An 18743-nucleotide genomic window follows, 5' to 3' on the forward strand; every position below is an offset into this window, starting at 1 on the left:
CGGCTATGACTACTTCTTCTGGCGCGCCGTCCGCCTCCTCCGCTGCCGCTTTCTCGGCGCTGCCCCTGTCCCCTGAAATGCAGGGCAACCTGCAACAACTGGGCTATGCGCAGATGACCCCCATCCAGGCCGCCAGCCTGCCTGCGAGCCTGCAGGGCCGGGACCTGATCGCACAGGCCAGCACCGGCAGCGGCAAGACCGCCGCCTTCGGCCTGCCCATGGTCGAGAGCCTGAACCCGCGCTGGTTTGCCGTGCAGGGCCTGGTGCTGTGCCCCACGCGCGAACTGGCCGACCAGGTGGCCACCGAAATCCGCCGACTGGCGCGCGCGCGGGACAACATCAAGGTGGTCACCGTCTATGGCGGCGTGCCCTCGCGGGGGCAGATCGCCAGCCTGGAGAACGGGGCCCACATCGTCGTCGGCACGCCCGGCCGCGTGATGGACCTGCTGGAGCGCGGCGCGCTCGACATCGCTAACCTCAAGACCCTGGTGCTGGACGAGGCCGACCGCATGCTGGACATGGGCTTCCTGGCCGACATCGAAACCGTGGTGCGCCAGTGCCCGGCCGGGCGCCAGACGCTGCTGTTCTCGGCCACCTACCCCGAAGGCATCGCCGGGCTGGCGCAGCGTTTCATGCGTGACCCGCTGACGGTGAAGGTCGCGGCGCAGCATGGCGCAGGCAAGATCGAGCAGCGCTGGTACGAGGTGGCCGCGCGCGAGAAGGTGGACGTGGTGGCGCGCATGCTGGCGCATTTCCGGCCCGAATCGACCATCGCCTTTTGCAACACCAAGCAGCAGTGCCGCGACGTGGTCACGGCGCTGCAGGCCCAGGGCTTCAGCGCGCTGGCGCTGTTCGGCGAACTGGAGCAGCGCGAGCGCGACGAGGTGCTGGTGCAGTTCGCCAACAAGAGCTGCAGCGTGCTGGTGGCGACCGACGTGGCGGCGCGCGGCCTCGACATTGCCGATCTGTCCGCCGTCATCAACGTCGATGTCACGCCCGACCCCGAGGTGCACATCCACCGCATCGGCCGCACGGGCCGGGGCGATGCCGAAGGGCTGGCTTTGAGCCTGGTCTCCATGGACGAGATGGGCAGCGTGGGCAAGATCGAGCTGCTGCAGGGCCGCCCATCGGCCTTCTTCCCCGTGGCAGAGCTGACCCCCGCGGCGGGTGGCGAGCTGCGGCCGCCCATGAGCACCATCCAGATCATCGGCGGACGCAAGGAGAAGATCCGCGCCGGCGACGTGATGGGCGCCATGTGTGCCGACTTCGGCTACGCGCGCGAGCAGATCGGCAAGATCAGCGTCAATGACTTTTCCACCTATGTGGCGGTGGACCGGGCCATCGCCGCCCAGGCCTGCGCCAGGCTCAATGCGGGCCGCATCAAGGGCAAGACGGTGAAGGCGCGACTGCTGTAGGGCAGGGCGCGCTGCACGCGCCTTGCCGCGCAGACGGTGGCGGGGCGTCAGCCTTTCACGAAGAAAAGCCCCGCCATCACCAGCCCCGTGGCCACGATGCCCCAGCGCAGCGCGGAGGCGGGCAGCTGGCGCGCCACGCGCGCGCCGCCGTAGCCGCCCAGCGTGGCGGCCACCATCATCACCAGCGCCTGCGGCCACTCCACGATGCCGCCCGCGGCATAGATGCCGACGGCGATCGCCGTGAGCAGGGCCGACACCAGGTTTTTCATGCCGTTCATGGCGTTGAGCTGCGTCTGCCCCAGCAGGCCGAACAGCGCCAGCAGCAGAATGCCCAGCCCGCCGTTGAAGTAGCCGCCATAGGCCGCGACGGCCAGCATGCCGGCGCCCGCCTTCCAGGGCGATGCCGGGCCGTGGCTGGTGGAGCCTGCCCATTGCCGCAGCTGCGGCCCGAAGGCGAACAGGGCCGTGGCCGCCAGCAGCAGCCAGGGCACGACCTTGCGAAAGAGGGCGTCGGGCGTGACCAGCAACAGCGCCGCGCCCGCCGAGCCGCCGACGAGCGACAGCACGACCACGGTGCGCGTCGACAGCCCCGGCGGTGGCTGCATGTCCTCGCGAAAGCCCCAGGCGCCGGCCATGTAGCCGGGCAGCAGGGCCACGGTGCCGGTGGCATTGGCCACCACGGGCGGCACGCCGGTGAAGACCAGCGCGGGCAGGGTCAGAAAGCTGCCGCCGCCCGCCACCGCATTGAGTGCCCCGGCCACGAAGGCTGCGGCCAGCAGCAGCGCCAGGTGGCCGATGGGGCCCGTCCAGCCCAGGATGTCCATGTGCAGTCTCCTCCCTTGTCTTGTTGTGTGGCGTGCGTGCGGCGGCACGCATCTGCGCGGATGCGGACGGGCGGCATCTTAGGCGCCCCCGCGCGCCCGGTTCGTGACCTGGGCGCAAAACAGTTTTCCAGGCGGCGCGGCCGCCGTGCGTTGCGTGGCGGCGCTAGGCGGCGTAGGGGTCGGCGTAGCCGAGTTCCTGCAGGATGGCGGTCTCGTAGGCCTCCATTTCCTGCGCGTCCTGTTCGCTGGTCTCGTGGTCCCAGCCCTGGGCGTGCAGCGCGCCGTGCACCAGCAGGTGGGCGTAATGCTCTTCCAGCGTCTTGTTCTGCTCGCGCGCCTCGCGCTCGACCACGGGGGCGCACAGCACCAGGTCGGCCACTGCCAGGGGCTCCTGCTGGTAGTCGAAGGTGAGCACGTTGGTGGCGTAGTCCTTGTGGCGGAACTCGCGGTTCAGGCGCTGGCCTTCTTCGCTGCCCACGATGCGCACGGTGATTTCCGCATCAACGGCCAGCGCGTGGCGGATCCAGCGCGCGACCCGGTGGCGCGGCAGCGTGGCACGGTGCGCGGCCGCCTCGGCGTCGCGCGCGAATTGCAGTGAAAGGGTGAGGTGGTTCAATGCCATTTTGGCCTCTAGCGCCCGACCATCAAGCGTGGGCTGCTATGAATTTTGTGATTACTCGCCGGCGCCGCGGCGGTTGTTGCTTCGGGCGTCATAGGCGTCCACGATGCGCGCCACCAGCGGGTGGCGCACCACGTCGGCGCTGGTGAAGCGCGTGACGGCGATGCCCTTGACGCGCTTGAGCACGCGCTCGGCGTCGATCAGGCCGCTCATCGCGCCCTTGGGCAGGTCGATCTGGCTCACGTCGCCCGTCACCACGGCCCGGGCACCGAAGCCGATGCGCGTGAGGAACATCTTCATCTGCTCGGGCGTGGTGTTCTGCGCCTCGTCCAGGATCACGAAGGCGTTGTTCAGCGTGCGCCCGCGCATGAAGGCCAGCGGCGCGATCTCGAGCTGGTTGCGCTCGAAGGCCTTCTGCACCCGGTCGAAGCCCATGAGGTCGTACAGCGCGTCGTACAGCGGGCGCAGGTAGGGGTCCACCTTCTGCGTCAGGTCGCCCGGCAGAAAGCCCAGGCGCTCGCCGGCCTCCACGGCGGGGCGCGTGAGCACGATGCGCTGCACGCTGCTGCGCTCCAGCGCATCGACCGCGCAGGCCACGGCCAGGTAGGTCTTGCCGGTGCCGGCGGGGCCGATGCCGAAGGTGATGTCGTGCGTGGCGATGTTGTCCAGGTACAGGGCCTGCATGGGCGTGCGCGCGCGCAGGTCGGCGCGGCGCGTGGTGAGCTGGATGGCGCTGACCTCGCCCTCGCGCATGGCGGCGTCGCCGGCCAGCATGAGCTGCAGGTGCTCCTCCTTGATGGGGCGTTCCGCCATCTCGTAGAGCGCCTGCAGCAGCTCCATGGCCTGGGTGGCGCGGGCCTTGGGGCCGTCCACCTTGAACTGCTCGTGTCGGTGGGCGATGGAGACCTGCAGCGCGGCCTCGATGGTGCGCAGGTGCACGTCGGCGGGGCCGCACAGGTGGGTCAGGCGCGTGTTGTTGTGGGGAGTGAAGGTGTGGCGCAGGATCACGCTGATAATTCCGGTCGAAGTTCCGGCCGGAGCGTTCCGGCGCGGCAAAGGATATCCATGATAGGCAAATTGACCGGCACGCTGCTGGAGAAAAACCCGCCCGAGGTGCTGCTGGACTGCCACGGCGTGGGCTACGAGGTGCAGGTGCCCATGAGCACCTTCTACAACCTGCCGGCCGTGGGCGAGCGCGTGAGCCTGCTCACGCAGTTCATCGTGCGCGAGGATGCGCAGCTGCTGTACGGCTTTCGCACCGTGCCCGAACGCCAGGCGTTCCGCGAACTCATCAAGATCAGCGGCGTGGGGCCGCGCACGGCGCTGTCCATCCTCTCGGGCATGGGCGTGGGCGACCTGGCGCAGGCCGTGTCGCTGCAGGAGGCGGGGCGCCTGGTGAAGGTGCCAGGCATTGGCAAGAAGACCGCCGAGCGGCTGCTGCTGGAGCTCAAGGGCAAGCTGGGTGCCGACATCGGCGCGAGGCCGCATGCCGCGAACGACGCCCAGGCCGACATCCTGCAGGCGCTGCTGGCGCTGGGATATAACGACAAGGAAGCCGCGGCGGCGCTGAAGGCGCTGCCGGTGGAGGTGGGCGTGAGCGAAGGCATCAAGCTGGCGCTGAAGTCCCTGGCAAAGTAGCGTCCCATGGGTATGGCACAACGGTATCGCAACACCGCCGCAGCGCGGCGGCAATCAATGACGGTGGATCGCAAGATGAATACTTCCCGAATCGGCTGGGCGGCTCTGCCGCTGGCGTTGGCACTGGCTTCGTGTGGCGGCGGAGGCGGCGGCGGCGATGCCACGCCCCCGACCGTGCCCCCCGTGCTGAGCGACCGCATCGAACCTTTCGACCCCAGCGCCGTGGTCACTGCCGCCAAGAACGCCCCGCAGGCACTGCCAGCCCCGTCCCGCGCGCTGGCCAGCTCCGCGGCCACGCGCGCCATTGCGCTGGCGCCGCTGCAGGTGCCCGTGGCCAAGGCGGCCGCGGTGCAGGCCGCGGCCGGCGTGCCGCGTCAGATCGGCGAGCCGCGCAGCGTGGCCGACACGGCCACCGCGCAGGCCACCGGCGCGCTGCTGCAATGGCAGCCCACCGCGCGCGGCACGCAGGTGGCGGCGCTGCGCTTCGAGGCGCAGGGCGCGCGCGGCGTGCGCCTGGGCGTGCTGGTGCAGGCGCTGCCGCAGGGTGCCGTGCTGCGCTTTTACGGCGCCGCGCAGGATGCCGCCGTGGAGGTCAGCGCGCAGGAGCTGCAGGCCATGGCCGAGCGCAACGCCCAGGGCGGGGCGGACGACGCGGCGGCGCGCACCTACTGGAGCCCCGACTTTGGCGGCCCGCAGACCACGCTGGAGGTGGAGATCCCCGCCGCCGAGCAGCCGGCGGCCGTGCGCCTGGCCGTGCCGCGGCTGTCGCACTTCACGCACTCGCCCGCCGAGGCCGAGGCGCAAGGCACCCTGACCGCCAAGGTGGGCGAGGCCGGCAGCTGCCATGTGGACGTGAGCTGCCGCCCCGAGTTCATCGACCAGAGCCGCTCCGTGGCGCGCATGGTCTTCGTGCGCGAAGACGGCCGCAGCTACCTGTGCACCGGCACGCTGATGAACGACGCCGCATCGTCCGGAACGCCGTATTTCCTGAGCGCCAACCACTGCATTTCCAGCCAGGTCGTGGCCTCCACGCTCACCACCGACTGGTTCTACCGGTCCAGCAGCTGCGGCAGCAGCAACGTGAACCCCGCCACCAAGCGGCTCACGGGCGGCGCCATGCTGCTGTACGCCTCGGCCAGCACCGACACCGCGTTCATGCGCCTGAACAGCGCGGCGCCCGCTGGCATCGTGTACGCGGGCTCGTACTTCGGCGGCGTGCCCGTCGGCACCGCGCTGGCCGGCGTGCACCATCCCCTGGGCGACCTGCAAAAGCTCAGCCTGGGCACCGTGCTGCGCTACAGCACCTGCACCTCCGACACCTGCCAGACCAGCAACGCCAGCCAGGGCACCTTCCTGAGCCTGAACTGGCAGCAAGGCACGACCGAGGGCGGCAGCAGCGGCTCGGGCGCGTTCATGACCATCGGCGAGCGGCGCTACGTGGTGGGCCAGCTTCTGGGCGGCACGGCCAGTTGCACCCAGCGCGACGGCGTGGACCACTACGGGCGCTTCGACACCAGCTACCGCGCGGCGCTGCAGCAGTGGCTGAACCCGGGCGCGGGCAAGTAGGCATTTCACAACGTCCGGCACGCGCCGCGGTGGCCGCCGGACCACCCCCGCCTAGAATTCCTGTTGACATTCGTTAACAAGAATCGGGGGAGTGAATGCAGCGTAAGAACCATCGGGCGGCCGTCATGCTGGCCGCACTGTCCGTTACCTGGGCGGCATGGAGCGCGGGCGCTTCGGCCCAGCCCCTGTCGGATCCATGGCGTGTGGACGCCCATGTCCAGCCCCTGGATACACCCCAGGAGTTCGTGCGGACCAAGCGCATGGCGGCGGCCGCGGTGCCTGCGGCGCAGGTGGCGCTTGGCGCGTGGATGGGCGAGAAGGCAGCGCCCGCCCCGGTGGGCGGTGCACTGCAGGTGGGCGCCCAGCGCCTGAGCACCACCACCGCGACACCGGAGGCGCTGGCGGCCCTCCTGCCCTGGCAGCCTTCTGCGGCCGGCGGCTGGGTGGCGGCCGTGAGCGTGAGCTCCGAAGGCGCCTACGGCCTGCGGCTGGGCGTGGTGGTGGACCAGCTGCCGGGCAGCGCCTTGCTGCGCGTCTATACGCAGGATGCCCGCGACGCGGCGTTCGAAATCGCCGGCCAGCGCGTGCTGCAGATCCTGCAGGCCAACCGTGATGCCGGAGACACCAGCGCGCAGGGCCGCACCTGGTGGACCCCCGACAGCGGCGATGAGGAGGTGACGCTGGAGATCGAGCTTCCGCCCGGCACTCCCACCAGCGCGCTGCGCCTGGCCATCGCGCAGGTGATGCATGTGTACGAGAACCTCTCCCTGCCCCTGGAGGACGAGGGCGACATCACGGCCAAGCTCAACGAGTCGGGCTCTTGCAACCTCGATGCCACCTGCTACGACAGCTACAGCGCCCAGCGCAACGCCGTGGCGCGCATGCTCTTCGTGAAGGACGGGATGGGCTATCTGTGCACCGGCACGCTGCTCAACGACCGCACCAGCTCCGGCACGCCCCACTTCATCACGGCCAACCATTGCATCAGCAGCCAGACGGTGGCGTCCTCGCTGCAGACCTTCTGGTTCTACCGCTCGCCCACCTGCGATGCGCGCACGCTGTCGTCGTCGTACAAGACGCTGCGCAATGGCGCGGCCCTGCTGTACACCACCGACAACCCGGATGCGACCCTGCTGCGCCTGAACGACACGCCGCCCGCCGGCGCCATGTTTGCGGGCTGGGATGTCGGCACACGGACCAGCGGCGCGGGCATCGTGGGCGTACACCATCCGCGCGGCGATCTGCAGAAGGTCAGCTTTGGCGCGGTGCGCGGCCTGTCCAACTGCACGCCCACTGGCGGGGGCATGGTCATGTGCGGCAGTGCTCCCGGCGGCTCCTACTACAACGTGGGCTGGAGCCAGGGCACGACCGAGCCGGGCAGCAGCGGGTCGGGCCTGTTCTTCAATGGCCGCCTGACGGGCATGCTGTCCAATGGCAGCGCCATCTGCTCCAACACGACGGGCTCCGACAACTACGCGCGCCTCGACCTCGTCTATCCCGCCCTCAAGCCGTGGCTGGATGGGGCGACCACGGGTGGCGGCGGCACCAGCAGCGCGCGCGTGCCTGTCTACCGCTTCCTCAACACCCAGAACGGGGCGCATTTCTACACCGCCAGTGCCGGCGAGCGCGACCATGTGATTGCCGCCTACCCGGCACTGCAGTACGAGAACGTGGTGTTTCACGCGCCCACGGCGCCGAGGACGGGGCTGGATCCGGTCTACCGCCTGTTCAACACCGCCAACCAGGCGCACTTCTACACCATCAGCGCACTCAAGCGCGAATACATGGCCGTTGCCAGCCCGGCCTTCAAGAACGAAGGCCCCGCCTGGTATGCCCAGAAAACGGCCGGCGGTGACGCGGTTCCCGTGTACCGTTTCTTCAACTACCGGACGGGCGCGCATTTCTACACGGCAAGCGTGGCTGAGCGCGATCACATGATCGCGACCAACCCCGCGTTCTCCTACGAAAGCATCGACTTCTACGCCTGGACCACGCCGTAGGCCTCCGCCTGCGCCAGGCCTCTGCCCGCCAGCGGCGCTAGCCGACCAGCACCAGCCCCGGCGGCAGGCTGTCGCCCAGGCTGCGCTTGTGATCCTCTGCCGCCATGGGCTGCACCTGCGCCACCAGGTCCACCCAGCGCTGGGGCGCGTGGGCGGCGCGCAGCCGGTCCAGCACCTGGGCGCGGGTGCCGTCCGGCAGGTCGCGGGCCCGGTCGCCGGTCATGCGGGCGATCTGCACGGCGGCGAACATGGCCGTTTCGTTCCGGCGCCAATCCTGGGCCAGGGTGGCGTCCAGAAACTCCTGCGCGGCCTCGGGCGGCATCACCAGGTGGGCGTTGGCCGCCAGCGACTGGCGCGCGGCCAGCCGGCCGATGGCCCACCAGGTCTGCACCGATTCGTCCGGGCGCTGCAGGCGCTGCAGCATCCACTGCCCCATCTCCTGCCGGTACTGCCAGGGCACGGCCTCCATGGCGGCGAACAGGCGCAGCATGTCGTCATAGCTGCCGTGGCTGGACTTGCCGCCGCTTCGGGCCGTTTGCTGCACGGCCTTTTGCATGTGGCCGGCCACGTCTTCGAGCAGCTCCAGCTGCTGCGCCGCGTTCAGGCCCGCGGCCACGCGGCGCCAGAACACCCACCATTCGGTCCAGTTGGCCGCCTCCTTGCCGTGGCCCAGCCCCTGGCCGTACAGCGCCCAGGCCTGCTCCACGCGCCACGCGTCCAGCTGCGCGCCCACGCCGGGGCGCAGGCACCAGCCCGCCAGGTTGAGCCACACGCGCTCATGCTCGGCCGTGCGGCGGCGGCGCTTGGCGCGGGCCAGCAGGGCGTCGAACAGGGCGCGCAGCAGGGGCGCGCCCCAGCCCTCGCGCGGGCCCAGGGCCTTTTCCAGCGACTGGCGCAGCTGGCGCACCTCGCGGGCGGCTACTTCCTGCGCATGGGCGCCAAAGATGCGGTCGATCAGCGCCAGCGCCTCGGGCAGCCTGGCCTCTGGAGAATTCAAGCCTTTTTGGGCTTCTGCGCTTGCTGGTATTGCGCTGGCAGCTATGGTTTTTGAAGATTCTGGGGCCACCGCGCCGCGCACCGCAAACGGCAGCAGCCACGACTGCGCGGCGTCGTTCGCCGCCACGCAGCGCACCTCCAGCGTGCCGACCTCGGTCATGCAGGCCTGGAGTTGCACCTCCACTTGCGCCTTGTCCCGGCCCGGGGGCGCGGGCAGCACGGTGGACAGCGCGGGCAGCTCCACCCAGCCGTCGCCCTCCAGCGTGGCGATCTGCCCCGCCTGCATGGGCTGGTGGCCGCGGCTGTCGGCCAGCAGGTTGAAGCGCACGGCCTGTCCCAGCCGCAAGGCAAAGCGGCGCTCGGTCAGCACGATGCGCACGCCTTCCTCCGTGCCCCGGGGCAGCAGGCACAGGGCCTGCGGCGCCTGCCCCGGCTTGCCCGGCAGCAGCAGCCAGTAGCTGCGCGCCGAGCCGCCGCCTATGTGTGCTACTACTTTTTTGATAGCTGCTTGCGATTCACCAGATTGCCTCAGGGCCTGTTTCGGCTCTGATGGCGGCGCCGGCTGAAAGCGGGCCAGGCCGTACGCGGCCGCGCCGCGCGCCACGGCCCAGTCGGGGTGCGGGTTGTGCAGCACGCGCACCGGGCTGCCGCGCCATGTGCCGAGCAGCCCGGCCAGCCGCTCGGCCAGCGCATGGGCGTGGAACACGCCGCCGTTGAGCAGCACAGTGTCGGGTAGTTCGGCACCTGCGTGCTGTGCCAGGAACTGCGCCAGATGGCGCGAGATGGCCGCATCCGCCGGGTAGGGCAGGCCCAGGCCGCGCAGCGCGCCCTGGCGCCGGGCGGGCGTGTCGGCAAGCTGCGCCGGCGGCAGAAAGCCCTCCACCACCCATTGCTGCACCTGCGCGCGCGTGAGCGTGGCGGACTGCGCCCGCGCCAGCAGCTGGCTGCCGCCGCCCAGCAGGGTGATGGTGACGGACTGCGGCGCATCGGCGGCCAGCAGCTGTTCCTTGGCGACGCGGCAGCGCTGCACCAGCTGGGCGAAGCGCTGCGCGGCAAGGCGCTGGCCCGCGCCCGCCAACGCGGGCTCCAGCTGGTGCGCCAGCGCCAGGTCCATGTTGTCGCCGCCCAGCATCAAATGCTCGCCCACGGCGGTTCGCGTCAGCACGGGCAGGCCGCCGTCGCCCGCGGGCTCCACGCGGATCAGCGTCAGGTCGGTGGTGCCGCCGCCCACGTCCACCACCAGCACCAGGCGGCAGCCGGCCAGGCGCTCGGCCAGGGCGTCGCCCTGCAGCACCAGCCAGTCGTGGAAGGCGGCCTTGGGTTCTTCCAGCAGGTGGACCTGGTGCAGGCCGGCCAGTTGCGCAGCCTCCAGCGTCAGTGCGCGCGCACCTTCGTCGAACGAGGCCGGCACGGTGAGCACCACGGTCTGCTGGTGCAGCGGGGCATCGGGATGGGCCGCGTCCCAGGCCGCCCGCACCTGCGCCAGGTACCCGGCCGACGCCTGCAGCGGCGACACCTGGGCCACGCCCTCGGGTGCCCCCCAGGGCAGGATGGGGGCCGTGCGGTCCACGCCGGGGTGCGACAGCCAGCTCTTGGCGCTGGCCACCAGCCGCCCGGGCACGGCCGCGCCCAGGTCGCGCGCCCAGCGGCCGACGACGGCGGGCGCCTGCGCGTTCGCCTCCAGCGGTGGCCAGGGCTGCCGCCAGGCGTCGCCCAGCTCGTCCGGTGCGGCCTGGTAGCGCACCGAGGGCAGCAGCGGCAGCGCCTGGACCTCGCCGGCCGAGACGCGCTGCGGGATGGGCAGCAGGGCGATGTCCGCCGCGCGGCCGTCCAGCGGCACGCCGGCGGCGACGGTGTGGCTGGTGCCGAGGTCGATGCCGACGGCGTAGCGCTGCGCGGCCACGGCGTCAGGCCCAGCGCGACAGCGTGCCGCCGATGCGCGCGCGAAACCGTTCCACCTGGGCGGCGGACAGGCGCTCCGCCTGGTGCAGCGACAGCATCTCGAAGCGGCTGCGGGGCGCGCAGGTGCCCAGCAGCGCGGTCTGGAGCACGCGCCGCACGGGCTGGCGCAGCACGAGCCGGTCCACCCACCAGGGCGAGCCCAGCGTGGTGATGGCCAGCGTCCTGCGCAGCGAGTGCAGGCGCGGCCGGATGGGCCCCAGGTCGCTCGCATGGTCGTAGGCCACGCCGGGCGCCCACACGCGGTCGAACCAGCCCTTGAGCAGGGCGGGAAAGCCGAACCACCAGGTGGGGAAGACCAGCACCAGCGCCTCGGCCTGGAGCAGGCGCTCGGTTTGCGCGTGCACGGCGCTGGCGTCGAAGGTTGGGCCGTAGTAGCTGCGGCGCTCCGGGGCGGTGAGCGCGGCGTCAAAGCCGCTGCCGTAGAGGTCTTCGACCTGCACGGTGTGGCCCGCGGCGGTCAGCGCGGCGATGGCCGTCTGCGCCAGGGACCGGCACAGGCTGTCTTCGAGCGGGTGGGCGGTGACGACGAGGCAGCGCATGGCGTCAGGCGGAGGCGGGCGGGCGGACGTCGAACTCCACCTTCCAGCGCTCGCTGCCGCCCACGGGCACGGCGTTGAGCTCCAGCGTGCCGATGTCGGTCACGCGCGCATGCAGGGTGACGGGCACCACCTCGCCGCTCGCGCGGCCCTCGGCGGGCAGCTGGGCCTCGATCTCCTGCAGCTCCACCAGCTCCTCGGGGCCCCAGAAGTCCAGCAGCGTGCCCACGGCATCCTGGCGGCGCACGCTGGAGCCGAAGAAGCGCAGGCGCACGGGCTCGCCCACGACCAGGCCGAACTCCTGCGTGTCCAGCGCCACCTCGCTGCCTTCCTCCATGCCGAAGGGCGCCAGGCACAGGGCCGAGATCGGCGGCTCCATGCCGGGGATGGCGGGCATGTTGCTCTCCACGCCCACGTAATAGCTTTGCGCCGTGCCGCCGCGGATGCGCACGCCGCGGCCCGAGGCTGCGATGTGGCCGTAGTAGGCCGCGCCGCGCGCCACGGCCAGGTCCAGGTTGGCGCCCTCCAGCAGGCGTGCGGGCTGCGCGCCCTCGGCGGCGAGCCAGCCGTTGACGACGGCCAGGATGCGCTGCTCGATCTGCGGCGCCTTGAGCACGCCGCCGTTGAACAGGATGGCCGTGGGGTGCAGGAAGCTGGCGCCCGTCGGCTGCGTACCCTGCAGGCCGTCGATCTGCTCGGTGGCGCCGGCCTGGCGGCTCAGGAAGGCGGCCAGGTGGCGCGTGACGGCCGCGTCCTGCGCATAGGGCAGGCCCAGCTGCGTGAGCGCGCCGCGCGCGCGGGTCAGGGGCTTGTCGCTGACGGCGACCTGCGGGAAGAAGCCCTCGACCAGCAGGGCCTGCACCTCGGCGCGCGTGACCTCGGTGCGGATGCTGCCGCCGATCAGCTTCGCGCCGCGGCTGGGCACCACCACGGGCACCGCCTGCAGCGTTTCATCTTGCAGCAGCTGCTCCTTGGCCGCGCGGCAGCCATGCGCCAGGGCGCGGGTCTGCCAGGCGTCGAGCTGCTTGCCCTCCTGGGCCAGCTTGCGGGCCACGCCGTAGGCCAGGGCCAGGTCCATGTTGTCGCCGCCCAGCAGGATGTGCTCGCCCACGGCCACGCGCTGCAGCTCCAGGCTGCCGGCCTTTTCCAGCACGGCGATCAGCGACAGGTCGGTGGTGCCGCCGCCCACGTCCACCACCAGGATCACGTCGCCGCTCTGGACCTGCTTGCGCCAATCGCCGCCGCTGGCCTGGATCCAGCTGTACAGCGCGGCCTGGGGTTCTTCCAGCAGCGTGAGGTTCTGAAAGCCCGCGGCCTTGCAGGCCTCGGCCGTCAGCTCGCGCGCGGCGGGGTCGAACGAGGCGGGAATGGTGACGGTGATGTCCTGCGCGTCGAACGGCGCCTGCGGGTGCGCCTGTTCCCAGGCCCAGCGCAGGTGCGACAGGTAGCGGATGGAGGCGGTCAGGGGCGAGACGCGGTGCACCTCGGCCGGCGCATCGGCGGGCAGCAGAGGCGAGCGGCGGTCCACGCCGGGGTGGCACAGCCAGCTCTTGGCGCTGCTCACCAGGCGGATGGGCGTGGCCGCGCCGCGCGTGCGCGCGAGTTCGCCCACCACGAAGTCCTGGCTGGCGCCCCAGGGCAGGGCCATGTCGGCGGCGGACAGCTCGCTCTCGTGCGGCAGGTACAGGAAGGACGGCAGCAGCGGCCGCGCCTCCACGCTGGCCGGGCCGGTGAGCTGGGGAATGTCCAGCACGCCCTGCGCCACCGTGTCGCCATCGCTGGCGGCCTTGTTCACCCAGGACAGCGCGCAGTGCGTGGTGCCCAGGTCGATGCCGATGCTGAATTGAGAGCCTTTTTGGCCCTCCACGCCCGCCGGTTGTGCGCCAGCAGCTACGAAATCAGGAGTATTCGCGGGGGCCATGCTCACAGCTCCACCTCGGCCTGGGCGATGACGGCGGCGGCCTGGAGGTCGGTGAGCTGCGGCAGGCGCACCTGCGTCGCTTGCCAGCCGCGGTGGGACAGCGTGCCGGTGAACGGCGCCTGGCCGACCACGTTACCGGTCAGGCGCACGGCGGCGGCGTCGAAGCCGGCCTGCAGCGTGACGCGGCTGCCCTCGGCCTCGGTGCGCACGGGCGCCAGCGTGACATGCTCGCGCAGCACCTTGCGGCAGCCCTCGTGCACCACGCGGGCGGCGGCGCCGATCTCGGCGTCGGTATAGGGCGCCACGTCTTCCTGGATGAAGTCCACGAAGCGCGCCTCGCGCTGCATCAGGCCCAGCAGCTGCAGGGCGGCGGTGTCGGTGGGCACCTCGACGCGCCTTTCGACGATCTTCTCGACCGGCACCTCCACGCGCACCTCGACGATTTTTTCCACCGGCACTTCGACGCGCACCTCCTGCGGAGGCGTGGGCGGCAGGTCGGCGGCCAGCGGCTCGCCGCCGCGCAGGCGGGTGACGTCGGCGGCCAGGCGGCCGTTGCCGAGGATGGCGAAGAAGCTGCCGATGGCGATCGCGATGCGGCTGAGGAAGGAGGGGGGTGTCTGGGTGGTCATGGGGTTCTCGTTCCGAGAAGGCGCGTGGGGCGGCGAGCGGCCCGCACGGCCCGCGCTGAAGCAGGGGCGGGGCCGGGGCGGCCAAGGGCGCGCGCGTGCGCGAAAGGGGGCGATGTTACCGAAAGGGCGCCGGCCCTGTGCCGCGCAGGCCCTCTGGCCGGGGCCGGCGCGGACGGATGGGGGACAATGCACGCCGCTGGGTTCCCGGCCTTTCTTCTTGCTGGCATGACGATTCACACCGACGATTTCACCCCCCCTCCGGCCCCGGCGCGCGAGCGCGTGGTGTCGGCCGCGCCCGCATCGCAGCAGGAGGAGGCGCTGGAGCGCGCGCTGCGCCCCAAGCTGCTGCAGGAATACGTGGGCCAGGCCAAGGCGCGCGAGCAGCTGGAGATCTTCATCGGCGCGGCCAAGAAGCGCGGCGAGGCGCTGGACCATGTGCTGCTGTTCGGCCCGCCGGGCCTGGGCAAGACCACTTTGAGCCACATCATCGCCACCGAACTGGGCGTGAACCTGCGCCAGACCAGCGGCCCGGTGCTGGAAAAGCCCAAGGACCTGGCGGCGCTGCTGACCAACCTGGAGCGCAACGATGTGCTCTTCATCGACGAGATCCACCGCCTCTCGCCCGTGGTCGAGGAAATCCTCTACCCCGCGCTGGAGGACTACCAGATCGACATCATGATCGGCGAGGGGCCGGCCGCGCGCAGCATCAAGCTGGACCTGCAGCCCTTCACGCTGGTGGGCGCCACCACGCGCGCCGGCATGCTCACCAACCCGCTGCGCGACCGCTTCGGCATCGTGGCGCGGCTGGAGTTCTACACGCCCGAGGAGCTGGCGCGCATCGTCATGCGTTCGGCCGGCCTGCTGGGCGCGCCCATCGACGCCGAGGGCGGCATGGAGATCGCGCGCCGCTCGCGCGGCACGCCGCGCATCGCCAACCGGCTGCTGCGCCGCGTGCGCGACTACGCCGAGGTCAAGGGCACGGGCCACATCACCGTCGACATGGCCAACCGCGCGCTCACTATGCTGGACGTGGACCCGCAGGGCTTCGACGTGATGGACCGCAAGCTGCTGGAGGCCGTGGTGCACCGCTTCGACGGCGGCCCCGTGGGGCTGGACAACATCGCCGCCAGCATCGGCGAGGAGTCGGGCACCATCGAGGACGTGATCGAGCCCTATCTGATCCAGCAGGGCTACCTGCAGCGCACGCCGCGCGGGCGCGTGGCCACGCTGGCCGCGTACCGCCACCTGGGCGTGGCGCCGCCGCGCGCGGCGGGCGGCCTGTTCGCCGAGTGAATCGGGAGGTGCGTCAGGAGGTGTGCTCGGTGTCGGCGTTCCAGTAGGCCTGCAGCACGCCCGGCAGCTGCTCTATGCGCTGCACCACCGCATCCAGCTCGTCGGCATCGACCGAGGTGGCGTACAGCACGGCCTCGATTTCCGTGTCCGTCGTGCCGAACTGGCGCTTTTGCACCGAGCGCACGGGGTACTGGGCCGACTCCAGCAGCTCCAGCAGCGCCTCGTGCACCTCGGCCCGGTCATCCTGCTTGCACATGGCGTAGACATGGTAGGTGGCCTCGGCGGCAGCCTCGCTGACCGGGCGGCGGTTGATGTGGTTGACCACCGGGCGCAGCAGCGTGTTGCTGGCCAGCACGAAGCAGGTGGCCAGCGCCGCCTCCACCATCAGGCTGGCGCCCGCGCAGGCGCCCACCGCGGCCGACCCCCACAGCGTGGCCGCCGTGTTGAGGCCGGTGACGTTGATGCCCTCCTTCATGATGGCGCCCGCCCCCAGAAAGCCCACGCCCGACACCACGTAGGCCACGACCCGCGTGGCGCCGCCCGCGCCGTCCAGGCGCATGGCCAGATCCACGAACACGGCCGCGCCCACGGCGACCAGCGCGTTGGTGCGCAGGCCGGCCGTGCGCTGGCGAACCTGGCGCTCCAGGCCGATCACGCTGCCGAAAACGAACGCGAAGAACAGGCTCACCAGCGTGTTGAGGGCGGCCTCGGTATTGATGTTGTGCAGTGCCAGCATGGGGCGCCATTCTGGCGCAAGCGTGTGGGCTCAGTGTGACGGCCGGGCGCGCGCGGGCAGGCCGCGCAGCACGCCGCCCACGATGAGCGCCTGCGCCGCGTAGTAGCTGCCCAGCACCCAGGCCTGGGCGAACGGCAGCGGCTGCACGAAGCGGTTGATGGCCAGCAGCGAATCGCTGAGCATGAAGCAGCAGGCGCCCAGCGCCACCCACAGCGCGGGGCGCCCTCCCAGCGCGGCGTGGCGGCCCCAGGCCTGGGCGGCCATCAGCGCGATCACCACCACATAGACCGCCACGGGCAGGCGCAGCGTCGCCGGCAGGCCGCCCAGCCACAGCAGGGCATACATGCCGACGCCCAGCGCCAGCGTGCCGGCCAGCGCCGCGCGCCGGCCAAACCACGGCACGCCCAGGCGAAACAGCGCGATGTAGCACAGGTGCGCGAGCAGAAAGCTTGCCAGGCCCGGGATGAACAGGCCGTCCAGCATCAGAAACACGTCGCCGGCCAGCGAGCCCAGCAGCGCGCCCAGCAGCAGTGCGGTGGGCAGTTTGAAGCCAATTCGGCCTTCTGCGCCCTTCTGGCAAGCGCTGGTAGCTACACAAGCGATAGCAAACACCATCGCCGCAGGCTTGAGCAGCAGATGCCACTCGCGCAGCCCCAGGGCGGCGGTGGCGGTGGCCAGCGCGCCGGCTTCGATCATCAGCGCCTCCCACATACCGATGCGCCCCTGCATGGCCGCGCCCAGCGCCCACTGGCAGGCCAGCAGCGCGGCGAACCACAGGGCATTGGTGGCCGCGGGCGCGCCGTCCGCCTGCCACAGGAAGGCGGCCACGCCCGTCAGCAACAGGACGAACTGCACGCCGGCGAACCAGCGCAGGGCGGGGGACATGGCGGGCGAGAACAGGGGCATGGCGTGGATGTCGAAGGCGGGCCGGGGAAAGTGTTGGGCCACGTCGGCGGGGCGCCAGCCGGGCGGCCGCAGCCACACGCGCAGCTTGTCCGCCCAGCGCCGCGCGCGCCAGCTGTCGTGCGCCAGGCCGGCGTATACCTGGGCGTTGGCCCACAGCGGGTCGCAGCTATTGAGTAGGCCGCGCGTGCCGTACACGCAGCGCTCTTGCGGGTCTTCGTCCTTGAAGGTACCGAACAGCCGGTCCCACACGATCAGGATGCCGCCGTAGTTTTTGTCGAGGTAGCTGTCGTTCACGGCGTGGTGCACGCGGTGGTTGCTGGGGCTGCAGAACCAGCGGTCGAACCAGCCCAGCCGGCCCACCTGCTCGGTGTGCACCCAGAACTGGTAGAGCAGGTCGACCAGCCCCACCACCACGAACACCAGCGGCGGCACGCCCGCCAGCGCCATCGGCAGGTAAAACAGCCAGCCCAGCAGGGCGCCCGAACTGGTCTGGCGCAGCGCGGTGGACAGGTTGTAGTGCTGGCTCTGGTGGTGCACCGCATGCGCGGCCCACAGCACGGCCACCTCATGGCCCATGCGGTGCAGCCAGTAGTAGCAGAAGTCGTACAGCAGCAGGGCCAGCAGCCAGCCGTACCAGGCCGTCCAGAAGCCGTCGTTGCGCCACAGCGCCAGGTGCTCCCACGCCAGCGTGTACAGCCCCACGCGCAACAGCGCGGTGAACACGGCGCTGGTCTGGCTCAGCATGCCCAGGCTGACGCTGCTCACCGCATCGGCCATCTGCAACGGCCGCCGCCCGCGCCAGCGCCCCACGGCCCACTCCACAGCCATCAGGGCCAGAAAGACGGGGGTGACAAGAACGATGAGCTGGCTGCCGGACATGCCGGCGATTGTGGGCAGGCCTTGCGGCGAGGGGGAGGTGGGCAACCCTGAGATGAGGCGGGCCGCGTCTTGGGGGCTAGCGTGGTTGTGAGCGCTGCCATGCGTACCATCAATCTCTACTTGTTTCTTCTGCGCTGCCTGTACGGCTGCGAATTGCCGCCTCTCCGCGATGAATCAGGGCATCCATTTCTGAGCTGCCTGCACGGCAGCGAACTGTTCCGGCCTTCCTCGGGCATGGGCTCCCAGTTTCTGAGCTGCCTGCACGGCAGCGAACATCCGGTTTGTGCATCCGGCTCATCAGCGGATTTTCTGAGCTGCCTGCACGGCAGCGAACGCGCGCAATGGCCGCCACCAGCGGCTGGCCCTTTTCTGAGCTGCCTGCACGGCAGCGAACCCACCTCAAAGGGCGCAGCCTGCCCGCCCGCGTTTCTGAGCTGCCTGCACGGCAGCGAACACCGAAGCGACTTGCGTGTTGCTTGTTTCAGCTTTCTGAGCTGCCTGCACGGCAGCGAACGGCGACCTCGGTGCGGCTGTTGGGAACCACCTTTTCTGAGCTGCCTGCACGGCAGCGAACGTGGCCTCGCAAATCGGTGACCGCGCCTGGGATTTCTGAGCTGCCTGCACGGCAGCGAACTGGGCGCACCTGGGCGAATCCCTGCCCCTGAATTTCTGAGCTGCCTGCACGGCAGCGAACATCCCTATGCCTCGCGGCTGTGGACTGCTTCATTTCTGAGCTGCCTGCACGGCAGCGAACGCGCCTGCATTCCGGGCCGCGGCACGCTGTACTTTCTGAGCTGCCTGCACGGCAGCGAACCGGTTGGCT

The 18743-nt window shown here is 70.9% G+C and carries 14 protein-coding genes and 1 CRISPR repeat array; of the genes, 5 read left to right on the top strand and 9 right to left on the bottom strand.

The window, feature by feature from the left end; genetic code table 11:
- The first annotated feature begins 5 nt into the window (after nt 1-5).
- Complete coding sequence (dbpA, locus tag BP68_RS05540; RefSeq protein ID WP_496369615.1) at nt 6-1415, top strand: ATP-dependent RNA helicase DbpA; 1410 nt, start codon at nt 6-8, stop codon at nt 1413-1415.
- Nucleotides 1416-1462: 47 nt separating this feature from the next.
- On the opposite strand, the gene BP68_RS05545 is transcribed toward dbpA, so the two are convergent.
- From BP68_RS05545 to BP68_RS05555, 3 genes are all read right to left on the bottom strand, one after another.
- The gene (locus BP68_RS05545; protein ID WP_496369616.1) at nt 1463-2239 is read right to left on the bottom strand and encodes a sulfite exporter TauE/SafE family protein; all 777 of its coding nucleotides are present in this window, start codon (nt 2237-2239) and stop codon (nt 1463-1465) included.
- 163 nt (nt 2240-2402) lie between these two features.
- Nucleotides 2403-2861, bottom strand: coding sequence for an rRNA maturation RNase YbeY (gene ybeY / locus BP68_RS05550; RefSeq protein ID WP_496369617.1), 459 nt, complete (start codon nt 2859-2861; stop codon nt 2403-2405).
- A 51-nt stretch (nt 2862-2912) separates the two neighbouring features.
- On the bottom strand, nt 2913-3866 hold the full coding sequence (locus tag BP68_RS05555) for a PhoH family protein (RefSeq protein WP_496369618.1): 954 nt from the start codon (nt 3864-3866) through the stop codon (nt 2913-2915).
- Nucleotides 3867-3923: 57 nt separating this feature from the next.
- On the opposite strand from BP68_RS05555, the gene ruvA reads away from it, so the two are divergent.
- The 3 genes from ruvA to BP68_RS05570 all read left to right on the top strand — a co-directional run bounded on the left by ruvA (nt 3924) and on the right by BP68_RS05570 (nt 8062).
- Nucleotides 3924-4496: a Holliday junction branch migration protein RuvA gene (ruvA, locus tag BP68_RS05560; protein WP_496369619.1), complete on the top strand. Its 573-nt coding sequence runs from the start codon at nt 3924-3926 to the stop codon at nt 4494-4496.
- A gap of 75 nt (nt 4497-4571) precedes the next feature.
- Entirely contained in the window at nt 4572-6062 is a 1491-nt protein-coding gene (locus BP68_RS05565) for a trypsin-like serine peptidase (protein ID WP_496369620.1), read from the top strand.
- Between the two features lie 95 nt (nt 6063-6157).
- A complete protein-coding gene (locus BP68_RS05570) occupies nt 6158-8062 on the top strand; it encodes a trypsin-like peptidase domain-containing protein (RefSeq protein ID WP_496369621.1) in 1905 nt (634 codons plus the stop codon).
- Between the two features lie 37 nt (nt 8063-8099).
- Here BP68_RS05570 and BP68_RS05575 read toward each other — a convergent pair whose 3' ends face one another.
- Genes BP68_RS05575 through BP68_RS05590 form a run of 4 tightly spaced genes read right to left on the bottom strand, consistent with a single transcriptional unit; the run spans nt 8100 to nt 14106 of the window.
- Nucleotides 8100-10961, bottom strand: coding sequence for an Hsp70 family protein (locus BP68_RS05575; protein ID WP_496369622.1), 2862 nt, complete (start codon nt 10959-10961; stop codon nt 8100-8102).
- 4 nt (nt 10962-10965) lie between these two features.
- Entirely contained in the window at nt 10966-11559 is a 594-nt protein-coding gene (locus BP68_RS05580) for an NAD(P)H-dependent oxidoreductase (protein WP_496369623.1), read from the bottom strand.
- A gap of 4 nt (nt 11560-11563) precedes the next feature.
- Entirely contained in the window at nt 11564-13477 is a 1914-nt protein-coding gene (locus BP68_RS05585; RefSeq protein WP_496369624.1) for an Hsp70 family protein, read from the bottom strand.
- Nucleotides 13478-13479: 2 nt separating this feature from the next.
- A complete protein-coding gene (locus BP68_RS05590) occupies nt 13480-14106 on the bottom strand; it encodes a DUF2760 domain-containing protein (RefSeq protein ID WP_496369625.1) in 627 nt (208 codons plus the stop codon).
- A gap of 225 nt (nt 14107-14331) precedes the next feature.
- Between BP68_RS05590 and ruvB the strand changes: the two genes are divergently transcribed.
- Nucleotides 14332-15399: a Holliday junction branch migration DNA helicase RuvB gene (gene ruvB, locus BP68_RS05595; RefSeq protein ID WP_496369626.1), complete on the top strand. Its 1068-nt coding sequence runs from the start codon at nt 14332-14334 to the stop codon at nt 15397-15399.
- Nucleotides 15400-15412: 13 nt separating this feature from the next.
- Here ruvB and BP68_RS05600 read toward each other — a convergent pair whose 3' ends face one another.
- Together BP68_RS05600 and BP68_RS05605 are read right to left on the bottom strand one after the other, a co-directional pair.
- Complete coding sequence (locus BP68_RS05600; RefSeq protein WP_496369627.1) at nt 15413-16135, bottom strand: MgtC/SapB family protein; 723 nt, start codon at nt 16133-16135, stop codon at nt 15413-15415.
- Nucleotides 16136-16165: 30 nt separating this feature from the next.
- Nucleotides 16166-17920 carry a lysoplasmalogenase family protein gene (locus BP68_RS05605; protein ID WP_496369628.1) on the bottom strand — a complete coding sequence of 585 codons (1755 nt, stop codon included), beginning with the start codon at nt 17918-17920 and terminating at the stop codon, nt 16166-16168.
- A 126-nt stretch (nt 17921-18046) separates the two neighbouring features.
- Nucleotides 18047-18734: direct repeats of the CRISPR family, unit length 28 nt; unit sequence TTTCTGAGCTGCCTGCACGGCAGCGAAC.
- The last annotated feature ends 9 nt before the right edge of the window (nt 18735-18743 follow it).

This window comes from Diaphorobacter oryzae DSM 22780 (assembly GCF_059568935.1).